This is a genomic window from Mesorhizobium sp. M5C.F.Ca.IN.020.29.1.1, from assembly GCF_003997375.1.
Taxonomy (GTDB): domain Bacteria; phylum Pseudomonadota; class Alphaproteobacteria; order Rhizobiales; family Rhizobiaceae; genus Mesorhizobium; species Mesorhizobium wenxiniae.
Map to the genome: position 1 here is coordinate 14,286 of NZ_RZSW01000018.1, position 13,721 is coordinate 28,006.

Annotated in this window: 11 protein-coding genes; 2 read left to right on the forward strand and 9 right to left on the reverse strand. The window is 56.5% G+C overall.

The features are described from left to right. Positions 1–125 precede the first annotated feature (125 nt). The gene (locus tag EOA85_RS03045) at positions 126–1,685 is read right to left on the reverse strand and encodes a TIGR04141 family sporadically distributed protein (protein ID WP_127208322.1); all 1,560 of its coding nucleotides are present in this window, start codon (positions 1,683–1,685) and stop codon (positions 126–128) included. 512 nt (positions 1,686–2,197) lie between these two features. On the opposite strand from EOA85_RS03045, the gene EOA85_RS03050 reads away from it, so the two are divergent. Beyond that, on the forward strand, positions 2,198–3,109 hold the full coding sequence (locus EOA85_RS03050; RefSeq protein WP_127208323.1) for a LysR substrate-binding domain-containing protein: 912 nt from the start codon (positions 2,198–2,200) through the stop codon (positions 3,107–3,109). On the opposite strand, the gene EOA85_RS03055 is transcribed toward EOA85_RS03050, so the two are convergent. The 7 genes from EOA85_RS03055 to EOA85_RS03085 form a co-directional block, all read right to left on the reverse strand. Next, positions 3,106–4,386 carry an FAD-binding oxidoreductase gene (locus tag EOA85_RS03055; protein ID WP_206523229.1) on the reverse strand — a complete coding sequence of 427 codons (1,281 nt, stop codon included), beginning with the start codon at positions 4,384–4,386 and terminating at the stop codon, positions 3,106–3,108. The genes EOA85_RS03050 and EOA85_RS03055 overlap by 4 nt on opposite strands. Before the next feature lie 54 nt (positions 4,387–4,440). Beyond that, entirely contained in the window at positions 4,441–5,967 is a 1,527-nt protein-coding gene (locus EOA85_RS03060) for an aldehyde dehydrogenase (RefSeq protein ID WP_127208325.1), read from the reverse strand. Beyond that, a complete protein-coding gene (locus tag EOA85_RS03065) occupies positions 5,945–6,889 on the reverse strand; it encodes a dihydrodipicolinate synthase family protein (RefSeq protein ID WP_127208326.1) in 945 nt (314 codons plus the stop codon). The genes EOA85_RS03060 and EOA85_RS03065 overlap by 23 nt, the downstream gene beginning before the upstream one ends. A gap of 422 nt (positions 6,890–7,311) precedes the next feature. Beyond that, positions 7,312–7,635, reverse strand: a complete 324-nt coding sequence (locus tag EOA85_RS03070) for a LysR family transcriptional regulator (RefSeq protein WP_127208327.1) — start codon at positions 7,633–7,635, stop codon at positions 7,312–7,314. A gap of 749 nt (positions 7,636–8,384) precedes the next feature. Beyond that, entirely contained in the window at positions 8,385–9,380 is a 996-nt protein-coding gene (locus tag EOA85_RS03075) for a 2-oxoglutarate and iron-dependent oxygenase domain-containing protein (RefSeq protein WP_127208328.1), read from the reverse strand. Between the two features lie 197 nt (positions 9,381–9,577). Then, positions 9,578–10,285, reverse strand: coding sequence for a class I SAM-dependent methyltransferase (locus EOA85_RS03080; RefSeq protein WP_127208329.1), 708 nt, complete (start codon positions 10,283–10,285; stop codon positions 9,578–9,580). A gap of 436 nt (positions 10,286–10,721) precedes the next feature. After that, a complete protein-coding gene (locus EOA85_RS03085) occupies positions 10,722–11,513 on the reverse strand; it encodes an SDR family oxidoreductase (protein WP_127208330.1) in 792 nt (263 codons plus the stop codon). Between the two features lie 1,421 nt (positions 11,514–12,934). On the opposite strand from EOA85_RS03085, the gene EOA85_RS39770 reads away from it, so the two are divergent. Further along, positions 12,935–13,069: a hypothetical protein gene (locus tag EOA85_RS39770; protein ID WP_281033696.1), complete on the forward strand. Its 135-nt coding sequence runs from the start codon at positions 12,935–12,937 to the stop codon at positions 13,067–13,069. A gap of 466 nt (positions 13,070–13,535) precedes the next feature. Here EOA85_RS39770 and EOA85_RS38030 read toward each other — a convergent pair. Further along, positions 13,536–13,721 (reverse strand): hypothetical protein (locus tag EOA85_RS38030; RefSeq protein ID WP_206523231.1); only part of this gene is annotated, 186 nt, incomplete at its 5' end.

Sequence of the window (13,721 nt, forward strand, 5' to 3'; positions counted from 1 at the left end):
AGGCGCAGTGGCGCAGTACGAGCGGGCACAAAGCGCCAACTCGAACGCCGGACGGGGACAGGGGGAAAGCTCGCTGACGCCCTCACTGGATGGTGTCGCGCATGCCCAATTCTTGGTGAGCAAAACTAGGCCGCGTGACCGATCTTCGCTACAGACACCTTATAGCCGTATGCCATCAGCCGGCGCCGTGCGTTGCGCAAACTCACCTTGCTGAAGAAAGGTATCTCCAATGCGTTCTTTGATTGGCTGATAATCGCAAAGACGACTTCGTGATCGGCAGGGTTTGGCTTTGCGGAGGGATCAGCCAGTTTGTGGGCTTCGGGCAGTATATTGTTCAGCTTCGCGCGAAACTCGGGGTCTTGAAGGTAGAGCTCCGCCGACACTACCCCTTGGTTGAACAGGTGGCTTAGCTGTGCAGAGCCACCATAATGCTTGACATGCACCAACTCGCCTCCGCCTGTCTTTATATCGCAAAACTCAATTTTGCTCCGTCCCCCTCCGTGCGAGATAAGCTGCTCGTCTAGGCAAACGGACCCGTCCAGGACTGCGGGCACAGCAAGATTGTATGCGCCTTCGTTGGCGTGATTGTAATTTGGGAGATTGATGGTTGCCGCGGGAAACGCTTTGAACTCCTTCAAAACCTGAGCAGCGAATCCTTTAGCAATCTCGTACCAACGCCCATTATTGAGAATGTACGTTGTCCCATCAATTTCCGCTTCTGCGTACAGGCACCTATAAGCGCCCCAACTTGCAGAGACGGCGTCCGATTTGGCGGACCTTAAAAACACTCGCTTTGCCCGAAGGCCTTCAAGACTTATCTCATGCCCATGGAACTGTACGAGGAGGTCCGCGAGCATCATATCCTCGAACATCGTCGCCTTTTTGGCAGACGAATATGTGAACCCCCTCACGTCAACCCAGTCGAGTACCGCCGGCGGCGCCATCCAGACCTTAGAGTGGTCTGTTGACCTGAGCGTGACCAAAAGCCAAGCGTCGAGCTTGGCTGCCAATTTGGCATTTCGTACGTCTTTGATTTGGTCAATCCAGTCGAATTCAGCTTCGTAGTCTTTGCTGTTGAATCGGTCAAGCAGGAAAGGCAAAAACTCCTTAATATTGGATAGGTCCACCTTCGCAGAGAGAGACAAAGCGTCCTTGCCGGTAATCACATTGCCAAGCCGTTTATCTTTCGACCGGCCGGTAACAGAATTGACAAGGTCCTGCTCGATATCAACGCCAAAATTTGCGAACTCTCCCTCACCGCTCATTTGCTCGCGGCTTTGCTTGGGCAGTGAACCCAAGGCAGTCTTGTCGATGCTTCGAAGACTGTTGCGCTCAACTGTATTCAGAACGACTTTTAGACCGAAGCGATCATCGATCACGCCTTCCCGGAGATAGTGGCGGCCATGTCCGAAAGACACAGCAAAGAACCGCTTTGCCGAACCATCTTCGATTGGAACGAGAAGCAACCCCCTTGAACTTGCCGTTCGTATCCTGAATTTATCACCGATATGATCACCGAAGAAATCCTCGACCCAGTCCGGCTGGTAAACCGAGGAATCAGCGCTGAAGAAATTTCCAATACCGTCAATCTTTATTTCTTGAACGCCAGGTTCAATGATGTTGTCTACGTCTTTTGCGTCCTCAGAGACTAAGAATACGGTCATCTTATTTGTTTTCTCGCCCATATACCCCCAGAGCCAAATGATTTACTAGTGATCTAACAAGAGCCCTCGCCACCAGTTGAGGGGGTCGAAAAAGTGCGCAAGTACCGCAGTGTTACAGAAACTCGGCACCGCGCAAAAATTCGCCACGCCTGTCACCGCCGCAACTTCACTGCAATGTCAGTTATTGTTTCGAGCTATCTTGAGTGGAATGTTCCGGATCATATCCTCTGAACTGCCGCCGAAGACCAGTGACGTTCTGTCAGAAAAAATCTCACATCGCTATTGAGTTATAAGCCGTACCGACCGGCGCGCCTGCTTTCACCTGGCCTAGTCGGAGATTTGTTGTAAGCCGTCGTATATTGCGATGGAACTGGGGCGCAATTTTTCTAATGTTGAACCCAAATGGCTGGGCGTCGGGGATAGCCAGTCGTAACGCAGTTACCACCTCCTTTTTTCAGACCAGTCCCCGGAATTTCAGCGACCCTTGCCTTGGCAATCCTGCCGCGCGAATATCGAAGTGTTTGGAGTTTGATATGGTTCGCCGCTATTACGACCTGCCGTCCCTCACTGCTTTGGCAGTTTTTGAAGCGTCTGCCCGGCACCTGTCATTCAAATTGGCTGCTGCGGAACTGAACGTCACTCCCGGCGCCGTCAGCCGGCAGATTAAAGCGATCGAGGACGAACTGGGGGTTCCGCTTTTTACCCGATTGGGAACCGGTGTGGCGCTGACAAGCGCCGGCGAAGACCTTTATGGCGTGTTGGCCAGCGGTTTTTCGCGGGCCGCAGACATTGTCCGAACTGTGAAACGCGGCGACCGTTCTAAGAACGTCACGCTGGCGTGCACGGACGCCTTCGCGTCGACTTGGCTGATCCCGCGCATGCCGGATTTCTGGACACGGTACCAGGATATTGCTGTTGACCACCTGATTTCGGACAATCCTCGTGATTACCTCCGCGCCGAGGTAGAATTGCGAATTCGCTACGGATTCGGATCGTGGTCGAACGAACATGCCGAGCTTCTGTTCAATGAGACAATTTATCCCGTTTGCGGCCCGGGCTTTGCAAGCAGACATCGGGATGCAACGGCGGAGTCGCTATCAGACCTCCCCCTGCTGCACGTTGACTGGGTGGATCCCGACTGGGCGGGCTGGGACGAGGTTTTGCGGCGTGCGGGGGTACCGCACGGCTCGACTCGCGGTCGGCGCTTCGGCAAATTCTTCGTGGCGCTTCAGGCAGCTCAAGCCGACCAAGGGGTGGCTGTTGGCTGGCATCGCCTTGTCAAGGCGCAGATTGACGAAGGCAAACTTGTCAGACTGACGGATCTCGAACTCCCAGCCCCTGGCAGCTATTATCTCACCTGGTATGAAAAGCGCACACTTTCCCCTGCCGCCCAGAGCCTCCGTAACTGGATCCGAGAAGCGGCGGCGCAAGAACGAGAAGGCTAGAGCTCTCTGCCGGCGCGCTTCTGCATCGCCCACAGTTTGAACAGTGCTCCGATCGACATCAGTGGTTCTGGATAAAGCCGAACCGGGCCTGGCTCGGTCAGGGCGTCTGCAACCATAGGCTCGTTGCTGCCGGCGGCCAGATCAGCGGCCAGCATCCCATAGAGGGTACCTTGCACTGTTCCAAGGCCATTGCAGCATCCGGCTACGAAGACCCTCTCCTCAATTTCGCCGAATGCGGGCGCTGAATTCAGGGAGAGACACAAGTGGCCTCCCCAGCGAAATTCCATCGTTATTTCAGCCAGCATCGGGAAACGCGCCTGGAACGAGCGATCGTGCGCAGCGCCGATCCGACGGATCTGCTTCTCATTGGTGGACATATCCGGATTATAGGTGAAGGTGTTCCGGACGAGGATCCGGTCGCCGATCCTCCGAATAGTTGATCCCATCGGGTCGGCCGGGATCAAGCCCCAATGCGGCTCGCCTCCCACAACTGCCTGTTCGGCCTTCGATAGAGGCCTTGTCATGCTGGCGTAGGTGAACACATGCAGCAGCCGTTTCTTGAAGAAGCCAAAGCTTTCAAGATGACCGTTGACCGTCAGTATCAAGCGTGGCGCGGTGATCTCGCCCTCGGCCGTCCTCACGCTGTGCATTTTGCCAGTCTGCAAAGATGTAACCGGCGAATTCTCGAATATGCGAACCTCGCGCGATAAGCCTTCGGCGAGCCCACGGATGAAGCCGGCCGGCTGTGCCATCACTGTTCCTGGCGTGAAGGTTCCGCCGACAAAGAAGTCGGTTCCGGTGATTTCCTTCAGCTGGAGCGCGTCGAGCCGCTCGAATGGCTCGTCTAATCCCGTCAGGTGCTCTTCGAATCCGCGCAGCGCAGAGAGACCGTGGCCCGTTGCCGCCCCATGAAATTTGCCGGCCCGAACAAAGAACTTCTGCAGACCGTATTCGTCAGCGGATGAAGCAGAGAATTCGATCGCGGCCCGGTTCAAGCGGATGCGCCTGCGGTCGTGGTCCTGGCTTCCGCCGTAGTGCTCACTACCGAGTTCGTGCGGAAGATCGATCATGAAGCCCGAGTTGCGCCCGGCAGCACCCCAACCAATGCGCTGGGCGTCGACGACTGCTATGCACTCGCCCGGCACCAATTGAGACAGACGCCGCGCGGCCGCCAGACCAGCAAAACCGGCTCCCACAATGAGCCAGTCTGCCTTGTGACGGCCGCGCAGCACCTCCGGTGCCTTGGGAGGCGGCAGAATACCGTACCAGCCCGACATAGACGTGTCCGCAGGCGTGCGGACAGCCGCGTGTTCGCTCATCGGCGCGATGGGCTAGTCTACGGAACGCGAGACCTTAGGATCGGAAATGTCCGCCCAGATGGTCTTGAGTTCGGTATATTGGTCGTGGGCATGCAATGACTTGTCTCGTCCACCGAAGCCCGAAAGCTTGAAGCCACCGAAGGGAGTCGAGACGTCCCCTTCGCCGTAGCAATTGATGGTCACCGTTCCAGCACGGACGTCTCGCGCCATACGATGTGCCTTGCCAAGATTGGCGGTGAAGATTGAGGCTGCTAGCCCATATTGCGTATCGTTTGCGACCCGTACCGCTTCATCAGAGTTGGTGACCTTGATGACCGAAAGCACTGGTCCGAATATCTCCTCTCGAGCGATCGCCATTTCGGGCGTGACATCGTCGAATACAGTCGGCTCGATGAAAAAGCCTTTGCCGTGCTTGTGGGCATTCCCGCCCGTCACGATCCTGGCGCCTTCCGCGCGCCCCTTCTTGATGTAACCCATAATGCGGTCGAACTGCTCCTTCGACACAATGGCGCCGAGCCGATTGCTTGGGTCCAATGGCTCCCCTAAAGGCCATTCCTTGAGCTTGTGGAGGACTGTTTTCACCAAGCGGTCCTTGATCTTCTCATTCACGATGAGGCGCGAATTGGACGAGCAGTTCTCGCCCATGTTCCAGAAGACCGCCTGAGTGACATGCTGCGCTACAACATCGAGGTTCTCGGCGTCATCCAGAACGATGCAAGGATTTTTCCCGCCGCATTCGAGTACGATGCGCTTGAGGTTGGACCTGGCGGAATATTCCAGAAATTTTCGGCCGACATCGGTCGAACCGGTGAAGGCGACCATGTCGACGTCCGGATGCATGCCGAGTGCCTTGCCGGTGATCTCGCCGGGACCGGTTACGATCTGGAGGACGCCCGCAGGGATCCCCGCCTCATGCCCCAATTCGGCAATGCGCAAGGTTGACATGTTGGTTTGCTCGGCCGGCTTGACGATCACGGAGTTGCCGCTCGCAAGAGCCGGGCCGATCTTCCAGGCCAGCATCAGGATCGGGAAATTCCAGGGCAGAACACAAGCGACCACGCCAAGAGGCTGGCGTACGATCATCGACACGACATCATCGCCAGAAGGCGACGTCTGGCCGTAGAGCTTGTCGGTGGCTTCCGCGTGCCATTCCAAGCAATGCAGGGCCTCGGGAATGTCTATGGTTTCGACGTCATAGATCGGCTTGCCGCTTTCGAGCGTCTCAAGCACTGCAAGCTCGTGAGCGTCTCGCTTCATCAATTTCACGAGCCGCCGCAGAACGCGCTTGCGCTCGCTCGGATGCGAGCGCGACCAGACGCCCGATTCAAACGCCAGTCGTGCCTTCTCGACAGCGAGGTCCACGTCGGCCTGGCCGCAGGAAGCGATCCTTGCGATGACCTGCCCTGTGGCGGGATTGATGGTCTCGAAAGTATCACCAGATTGTGATGCCCGCGCCTTGCCGTCGATCACTGCGTTGGTCGGCAGTGGCAAGCTGTCTGCCAGGTTCTGGTATTCATCACGCGTTAATAGCGATGACATTCTCGGAAGCCCTCTTTTCGGATTTTGCAGTGATTGACGCGATGACTGCTTTAAGGGTGCGGATCGTCGACTCGAGTTCCCGCTTGTGTTCGTCCTCGAGTGCCCGCATAGGCCGGCGTACGGGTCCAGCCGGCAATCCAGCCAATTCGCAGCCGAACTTGACGCTCTGGACGAACTTGCCGCCCTGTTCGAGAAGCCTCATCAGAGGCAGAAGGGCCGACATGATCTGCCGGCCCTTGGTGAAGTCCTTCTCGATAACGCACGCTTGGTATAGCGCGAGGTGCTCAGCCGGCAGGCAGTTGCCAGCTCCGCAGACCCAACCCTTGGCGCCCCAGGCGAAGAATTCGAGGGCCTGATCGTCCATGCCGCAGAAAAGATCGATGTGGGGATAGTCACGAGCCAGGGCGTGCAGCTGGTTCATGCTGCCGCTGGATTCCTTGATGGCGCAGAAATTGGTGCTGCGGCCGACCCGGTCCAGGAACTCAAGATCCATCCTCGTGCCGGTGCGGCCGGGATAGTTGTAGAGCATCACCGGCAGGTTGGCGGCTTTGTCGATCGCCAGTGCATGATTTGCAAGTTCGAGCTGTGTGGGGACAGCGTAATAGGGCGATCCGATTAGGATGCCGTCGTATTTCAGGTCCTTTGCGACGAGGGCATATTCGATGCAGTCCTCGGTGCGAATGGCGCCGACGCCAGCAATCAGCGGCACGTTCCCTTTCACAAAGTTCCTAGCAAGCTTCAGTAGGCCGATGCGCTCGTCACGTGATTGGGCGTAGTACTCGCCTGTGGTGCCACCAACGATGATGCCATGCACACCCGACGACACCAAATGCTCGACCATTACGCAAAACCCATCGCGGTCGATCGACCCGTCGGCGTGAAACGGGGTGGTGACTGGCGGAATAACGCCTTTGAACGACATTTGCCTGTCTCCAAAATTGGCTGTCGGCTGGTGTTATACGCAGGCAGAGGTGCGGTAACAGCCGAAATAAAGTCACTTGGCAGGCAACTTTTTTGCGGTTCGAGCCGACGATCGAGCATGCTAACGGAAATCAGCGTACCGCAAAGCTTTTAACATGAAGTATTGGCTCATCTGCTGGCTAACAGTTGTTGCTGCCCCTAGCAATCGGAGGCTACGCCCGCCAGCTTAGCGAAGCTGCTCCGTGCATACGATCCCGCAAATCGCAGGCGAGAGTCTCCCAAGATTCGGGCGCTTCGGATCCGCCGTGAGGATGACGTTCACGAACGCAGCCTCGTCAGAGGCCAACCGTGTTGCCATCGCCGCGTCAAGACGGCCGGTCCGCTCCAAAGCTGACAGCAATACCGTCGCATGCACGACATCAATCACGTCGATGTAAATGCATTGGCGGAAGCAGCGTGCCGGGAACGATCGCGCTTAATGGCCCTGACGACCTCGGATGCCTTTAAAAGGCTACTTGCCAACACGCTATAGATGTCTCGGCCAGCGCTGGTGAGCATCAGCTCGGTCCCTCGCCTCACGAATAGCGGAACACCGAGGTCGTTTTCAAGGGTTTTGATCTGCCGGCTGATTTCTCCCGATCTCATGCCCAGCTCGGAAGCCGCAAGCTTGAATGAGAGATGGCGTGCCGAGGCCTCGAATGCTGTGAGGGCATTCAGTGACGGGAGGTCGTAATACTGTGGGACCATTGAAGAATCCAATCAGATCGGAACTCGGGAGCGGGGCACTCCGCGGTGAAAAGAGCAAATTGCGTGCCGAACTGGCGCACCAATCTAGTTGCACCACTTCCCCGATCCCGCTGGCCGCACCTGCGTTAAATTTCCGACATTCTTGTCCAGCCCCAGACACAGGTTTTTTTGGATGAACATGCGTTGGCCGTCACACTGACGGCGCGGAATTCCGCGGTGTGAGGAGTCTTAAAAAGCCACGTCGCTCGAGGGCTATGGCTGCCATCGGTCCGTGCCGAAGCGGGGGTGCCACGCCAGCGAGACGTTCGGATACGAGGCTTGGCAGCGGCCGTTATTGGCCTTGGCGCCCCTTAGGATCGGTCCGGTGGTGCGATCGTCATGTAAGACGCTTGGGATGGTAGCGAACACCGCGGCACAGGCTTCGACTTGGCGCGCCAAGCCTGGAGAGGACTAGATCGATGCTTTGCGGTCCAAGCGCGCAACCCCGGTCAATCGCTAATGCCGGGGAGTTCTTCAAATAGAATTGTCGCCACAGGTTCGGCTCGACAAAGCCGCCCGACCCACACGGTATGGAGCACGCGGCAGGCGCGATCGCCGCATTCTAGTGAACTTCTCGGTCGTGGTTCACTTTGATCGGGTAGAAAATGATCTTCATTTCTTAGTGGCGTACTTAGTGTTTAGCCAAGCTCCGCCAGTCTGGCCTTAAGTCGGCTGCCCAGCCAGCCGGGCAATTTGGCTGTCCGCTCTCCTTACGCCTTGGCCAAGTGGGCATAGCTTGCTGCGAAACGCCCGAATTTGTGCTCGCCGCAAGTCACCGGCTTGTAGCGAGGCGGGTTGCTGTCGGTGACACATGAGGGCAATGGCTCGATGATCGCATCGAAATCGGCGTCGATAAAGTAGGGGAGCGAGTATCGCTCGCGGCCCGAGCTATTCACCACGCGGTGCATGTTCGCTAGGTAGACGTCGTTTGTGAGCCGCTGAAGCAGATCGCCAATGTTGATTACGAATGTGCCGTGGATCGGGATGCCCTCGACCCAATCGCCATGCCGGTTCATGACCTGAAGACCACCCACGTCGTCTTGCGCCAAGATGGTCAGATTGCCGTAATCCGTGTGGGCGCCAATACCGATGATCTCTTCGCCAATATAGCCGCTCTGCGGCGGATAATGAAGCAGCCGCTGAATGCTGATCGGGTTTCGCATAAGGCGTTCGAAATAGCTCTCCGACAGGTCCAGACTGAGCGCAATGCCGCGCAAGAGTTTTTTTGCGAGGTCCACCATCTTTTGGTGGTATCCGTATGTCAGTTCCCGAAGCTCGGGCAGGCTTGATGGCCACTGGTTGGGGCCAAAGAACGGACCTTCCAGCGTCGAACGTTCAGGTCCGAAGTCAAAGCACTCCTTCAGGTCTTTCGTTTTGCCAGGATCGGTGTTCTCACCAAACGGCTCGATATAGCCGCGGAGGGCTACATCCGATTTGCTCACATGCAATTCCATCTTCTGCGACATCGGCAGATCAAAAAATCGACGGCTCACGTCGAACACCGAATCCACAAAATCCTGCGGAATACCGTGGTTCTTCACATACATGAACCCAGCATTCGACAAGGCCCAACGTATCTCCTTCGCCACCTTATGCTCATTGCTGCGATCGAGAAGGGCCGCGATGTCAACGACTGGGATTTTGTCAAAGCTTTCGCGTTTCGCGCGCAGCTTATCGTCCAGTTTGGCAACGAGATCGTTAGACATGAGTACCCCTTTTGTTTGGCCATGGGAGTCGGCGCAACGATTGGCGCATTTTCTTTGTTGGATCGGCTGTTTGACGACTGGACGGCGTGCATACCTCGCTATGCGGTGCTCAAGTGCCCCTTGGCACAGGCCGGGCTCGCGCTTTCGCGGCGCCTGGACCAGTTGCCGCGTTTCGTGCGAGTTTTGCCGTGGCGTTATCATGGCCGCGCCTTCGTTGATGCACTCGCGTCCTCGCCCACCTGAAAAACCCAATAGTCCGCGCCCTCCTCCGCGACGTATCTGCCGTCCTTTAGTCGCTGTGTCGGCACTAGTATGCCCGCATCCTCCAAACGCAGCACCTCCTCTTCGAAGCATGCGGTCTCGGCATAGCTCTTGCGGGTGCTTGCAACGATAAATCCCTTCGGGCGCGTGACGCGGGCCAGTTCGCGCAGTGCTTCCGGTCGGACATGCCCGAGGGTCAAAACGCCGCAGCAGACCGTGATATCATAGCTCGCACTCGGATATTGGGCGAGCGGTCCGTTTAGATCGACACCGCCTCGGACATGGCGGTAGACACGGGTTTGCCGGGCCCTTTCGGCCATCTCCTCGCAGAGATCGAGGCCTTCGATCAGCCTAAAGCCGAGTCGTTCCATCTGGACTCCGAGCAGGCCCGTTCCGCAGCCAGCGTCCAGAATTGAAATGAGTGCTCGCTCTTTGGCCAAATAGGCTGTCTGCACGGCGCCCGTCAGTTCGGCCACGATCATCGGCCCGCAGTATTCGTCGCGGCTGACATCCAGTTCGTAGGCACTGGCCCATCCGCGATAGAAATCCGCCAAGCGACCGATATCGCCGTCGAAGGCATGGGAATCCTTGATGCGCTTTCGTGCCGCTTGCTCCCATGTGGTGTTCTGATCGAGAGTGTTCATGATAGTTGCTCCGCGTGTGAGTCATGCCTGTGCGTTACAGTTGTCATTTGGCCGCCTGTGAATCCAATTTGGTTCTGGAGAGAAGTGGCGTGCACCCGGCCTCCTCGCTTGGACAGTACACACGGGATTTTCAATCCATTGTTCAAATTGGCGCCTTTATACTTTGGCTATGTCGTCGATTGGAATACAATCGACTCGGGTGACAGGCAAGTCAGTTAAGGTTAAGATACGTTTTGTAATTTTACGTGTGTTACAATTTCTTTCTACCGACATGAAAGATTTTCGCGTAACGTTCTGCAGAATCGTTAGGGAAACTAAACTGAGCCCCAAGGCTTCGTGAGCACGAATGACGACCATGGCTGGAAAAGATCCCACCCTGGTTCTTAACAGTCGGAGGTTTGGTGGCTGGGCCTTCGCGCCGCATGCTGGTCCACGTTTAGCTCCAAGGCTTCGACAGCAGTCCAAGATGGCTGCCGGCATCCACAACAATGTTCTGACCGGTGATATTTGACGCTTCCGTCAGGAAGAACAGCGCAGCCTCGGACATCTGTTCCGGTGTGCCTGCCTGGCGTAGAGGCGTTTGCTGTTCCTCGTTTTCTTTCATCTTGTCGTATTCAACTTCGCCCACGCCATTCAGCATCCAACGGGTCTGGATAAACCCGGGGCAAATGGCATTCACCCGAACGGCCGGGCTGAGCCAACGTGCCAGGATCAGGGTAAGAGTATTTAGGGCGCCCTTAGAGAGCATATATGGCAGGGAGCTGCCGTTCCCGATAAAGCTGGCATTGCTCGACACATTCACAATCGCGCCGCGTTCTTTGCTTTCCTCCCATTTTTTTCTCATAGCCGGAAACACAGCACGACTCATCATGAACGCGCCTGTGGTGTTCACGCGGAATATTTGGTTGAAATCCTCCGGTGTGACGTCCTCAAGGTCGCCGGCTTTTTGAAACTTTGTGATGGCAGCGTTATTGATAAGGCCGTCGATGTGCCCCCATTCGCACAGGGTCTCGGCGGCCAGCCTGCGGCAATCTGCATCCTGCCCCACGTCCGCCTGCACAACGATGGCTTCAACACCTTGCGCTGTGACTTTGGCATAAGTCTCCTCGGCCTCCTTCTTGCTTCGACTATAATTGATCGTAATATTCCAACCCCGCGCCGCGAGGTCGATGGCACAAGTAGCTCCCATACCCGTCGCCGAGCCGGTCACGATTGCTACTTTGGCCATGGTCTTTCCTATGCTTCTGACTTTTGACGGAGCCGGCCACGCTCAAATGGCGTCGGCGCAGTAGGTATAGGGAGCTTCGGCACCGATTTGGCGGCCATCTGGATCTAAGTATGCCCTTCTATTGATGATAGCCCGTCAGCCGGGGATCTAACTGTTACTGGTGGGAGCACCCCGACGGTCGAGCGCCAAGTAGGAGGAGCTAAAGCCGCAGCGGTAGGACTGTAGCTCAGCAGTATACACCATAGTTGGGTTGGCTTAGGTATCGCAGGGGAGAGCTCTCGCCGAAGCCGCTTTTGATCCTCTAACGATAATTAACATCGTCATTCATTCCTGCGTCTAAACATAACATCTAAGTATCCAGGATGGTGATATTTACTGTTAACATTCTCAAATGAAAATGACTTCCTATGTTGCCGCCATGTCGTTTCAATGTACTCTATTACCATCGTATTAAATATTTGCAAAAAAGCTTCACAAGAAAGGATATACGGGTATTAGCGCTGAACGAGCGGACTGCTGCGGTTGTCTGGCGAGCGCCCACTGGTGGCACTGAGGCGAACGGCCACGGAGATGGGCGGAGCCATGCCCTAGCCTTAGACTAGCCAGGAGACCTGCCACCCGAACAAACGTCCACGGGGCGGGTGTGTCGGTGTGTCGATCGCCCCAGCTGTTCGACAGTTCGGCTACTCACGCCTTCCTTATCCAGGCGCACCTCGGGTATGGCATGACCGTCTCTCAGCTACTTCCTGTGGCAACCTTCAGCGTGCCGCGGATCGGCCGGAGCCGTGAACTGAACTTCGGGTTGAAAACTTGGTCCTAGAAGTTTGCAACTCACCTTCTCGCAACGGCGAGCCCTTGCGTTCCGCAGGTTGGAGGGAGCAGGATCGCGCGGCGTCCGGAGAATCCCGCCGAACGTTCGCCTGCTGCGCGTCGCGATTGCCTTTGCCCTCGTCTTTATTGGCTTGCTCGGTGGATCACCCGCTTTGCCATTGCTCTGCCTGAAACGCCTGTCTCCATGGCCGGCGGCATTGACCCGTTAGCTGAGTTGCCCGTGGCACCGCTTGTACTTTTTGCCTGATCCGCATGGGCATCGTTCGTTTCGCCCGGTCTTCTGCAACGAGACAGGAGCTTGTCTAGAAGGGATCCGGCGGTTCCCTTCCAGTCGTGCTGCGATGTATTCTAAGGAACCCGGCGGAGGGACCCACTTGGGGGGCGGACCTAACACACGAAGATTCCTGATCAATTCACGTTGATCGGCCAGTTCCTTTGTGCCAAAGTGCCCAAGCCCGGTTTCGTAGGGCTTGAGCCGAGCCATCTCTTTCTCTGCCTCATCAAATCGGCCGCAATACGCCAGCACCACGGCGGATTGCGAGCGAACCGAGATGAGGTAATCCGCCAACTTCCAGGAGTTGCGGCAAACAATGGATTCGATCATGGAGCGCGCCATCGAAATCACGTCGGCGGACAAATTGGTCTACGAGGTCCTGGCCAACACGGAAGAAAGAGTCCGGCGCATGTGCCAGATCGTAGAACTTCAAAGCGTGAATGCGGAGTAAAGGCGAAACTTTGCCTTGCGCATCCATAGCTTTGGCGAAGAGATCGAGGGAGTCAGCAAGATGCTTTGTCCTCGACCTCCGTCGCCTTCTTCAGCATTCGGGCAAGGTCCGCCGCGTTGTTTCCCATGACCAATGCCGGCGTTAGCCCGATGAGACCATAGTATTCTTCGATCAGAGGCTGGACGCGTGTGGCCGCCGCGGCATCTCCAAGCGCGCGCTCCGCACAAGCGACATTGTATGAAAAAATGCGTCGATGAGCGGCAGGCAATCCTTCGACGATTAGTGCGAGGCCTCCTATCAAGCGCGCTGCACCTCGGCGATCTCCACTTTTTCGCCAGGATGTTCATGCGCTTCATGCCCACACGAAGCCGTTCTTCCGCCCCAAGATTGTATGCGGTGATTAGCGCGTCCATCTGATCGAGCCACACGGCCGCTCGATCCGAGTTGGCTTTCATGTCGGCAAAGGCTAGGCCACCAAGAGCCTTAATGCGCTGGTCTGCAGGAACGGTTTCGTCCTGCGCGCCTTGTCATCGGGCAATGAATATTCCCTGATTGTGGGCATCGAAAATTCCCTAGTTGTCGCTGCTGCCGCCAGTTCCGGGACGCGTCCCGGAACTGGCGGCTTTCGCTCCGGCGTCGATAGTCCGTCCCG

What these genes read in the sequence shown, in the direction of transcription:
- EOA85_RS03050 (WP_127208323.1), top strand. Translation starts at nt 2,198, where the DNA reads ATGGTTCGCCGCTATTACGACCTGCCGTCCCTCACTGCTTTGGCAGTT.
- EOA85_RS03055 (WP_206523229.1), bottom strand. Translation starts at nt 4,386, where the DNA reads ATGTCGGGCTGGTACGGTATTCTGCCGCCTCCCAAGGCACCGGAGGTG.
- EOA85_RS03070 (WP_127208327.1), bottom strand. Translation starts at nt 7,635, where the DNA reads ATGGTCCCACAGTATTACGACCTCCCGTCACTGAATGCCCTCACAGCA.
- EOA85_RS39770 (WP_281033696.1), top strand. Translation starts at nt 12,935, where the DNA reads ATGGATTCGATCATGGAGCGCGCCATCGAAATCACGTCGGCGGACAAA.
- EOA85_RS03060 (WP_127208325.1), bottom strand. Translation starts at nt 5,967, where the DNA reads ATGTCATCGCTATTAACGCGTGATGAATACCAGAACCTGGCAGACAGC.
- EOA85_RS03075 (WP_127208328.1), bottom strand. Translation starts at nt 9,380, where the DNA reads ATGTCTAACGATCTCGTTGCCAAACTGGACGATAAGCTGCGCGCGAAA.
- EOA85_RS03065 (WP_127208326.1), bottom strand. Translation starts at nt 6,889, where the DNA reads ATGTCGTTCAAAGGCGTTATTCCGCCAGTCACCACCCCGTTTCACGCC.
- EOA85_RS03085 (WP_127208330.1), bottom strand. Translation starts at nt 11,513, where the DNA reads ATGGCCAAAGTAGCAATCGTGACCGGCTCGGCGACGGGTATGGGAGCT.
- EOA85_RS03080 (WP_127208329.1), bottom strand. Translation starts at nt 10,285, where the DNA reads ATGAACACTCTCGATCAGAACACCACATGGGAGCAAGCGGCACGAAAG.
- EOA85_RS03045 (WP_127208322.1), bottom strand. Translation starts at nt 1,685, where the DNA reads ATGGGCGAGAAAACAAATAAGATGACCGTATTCTTAGTCTCTGAGGAC.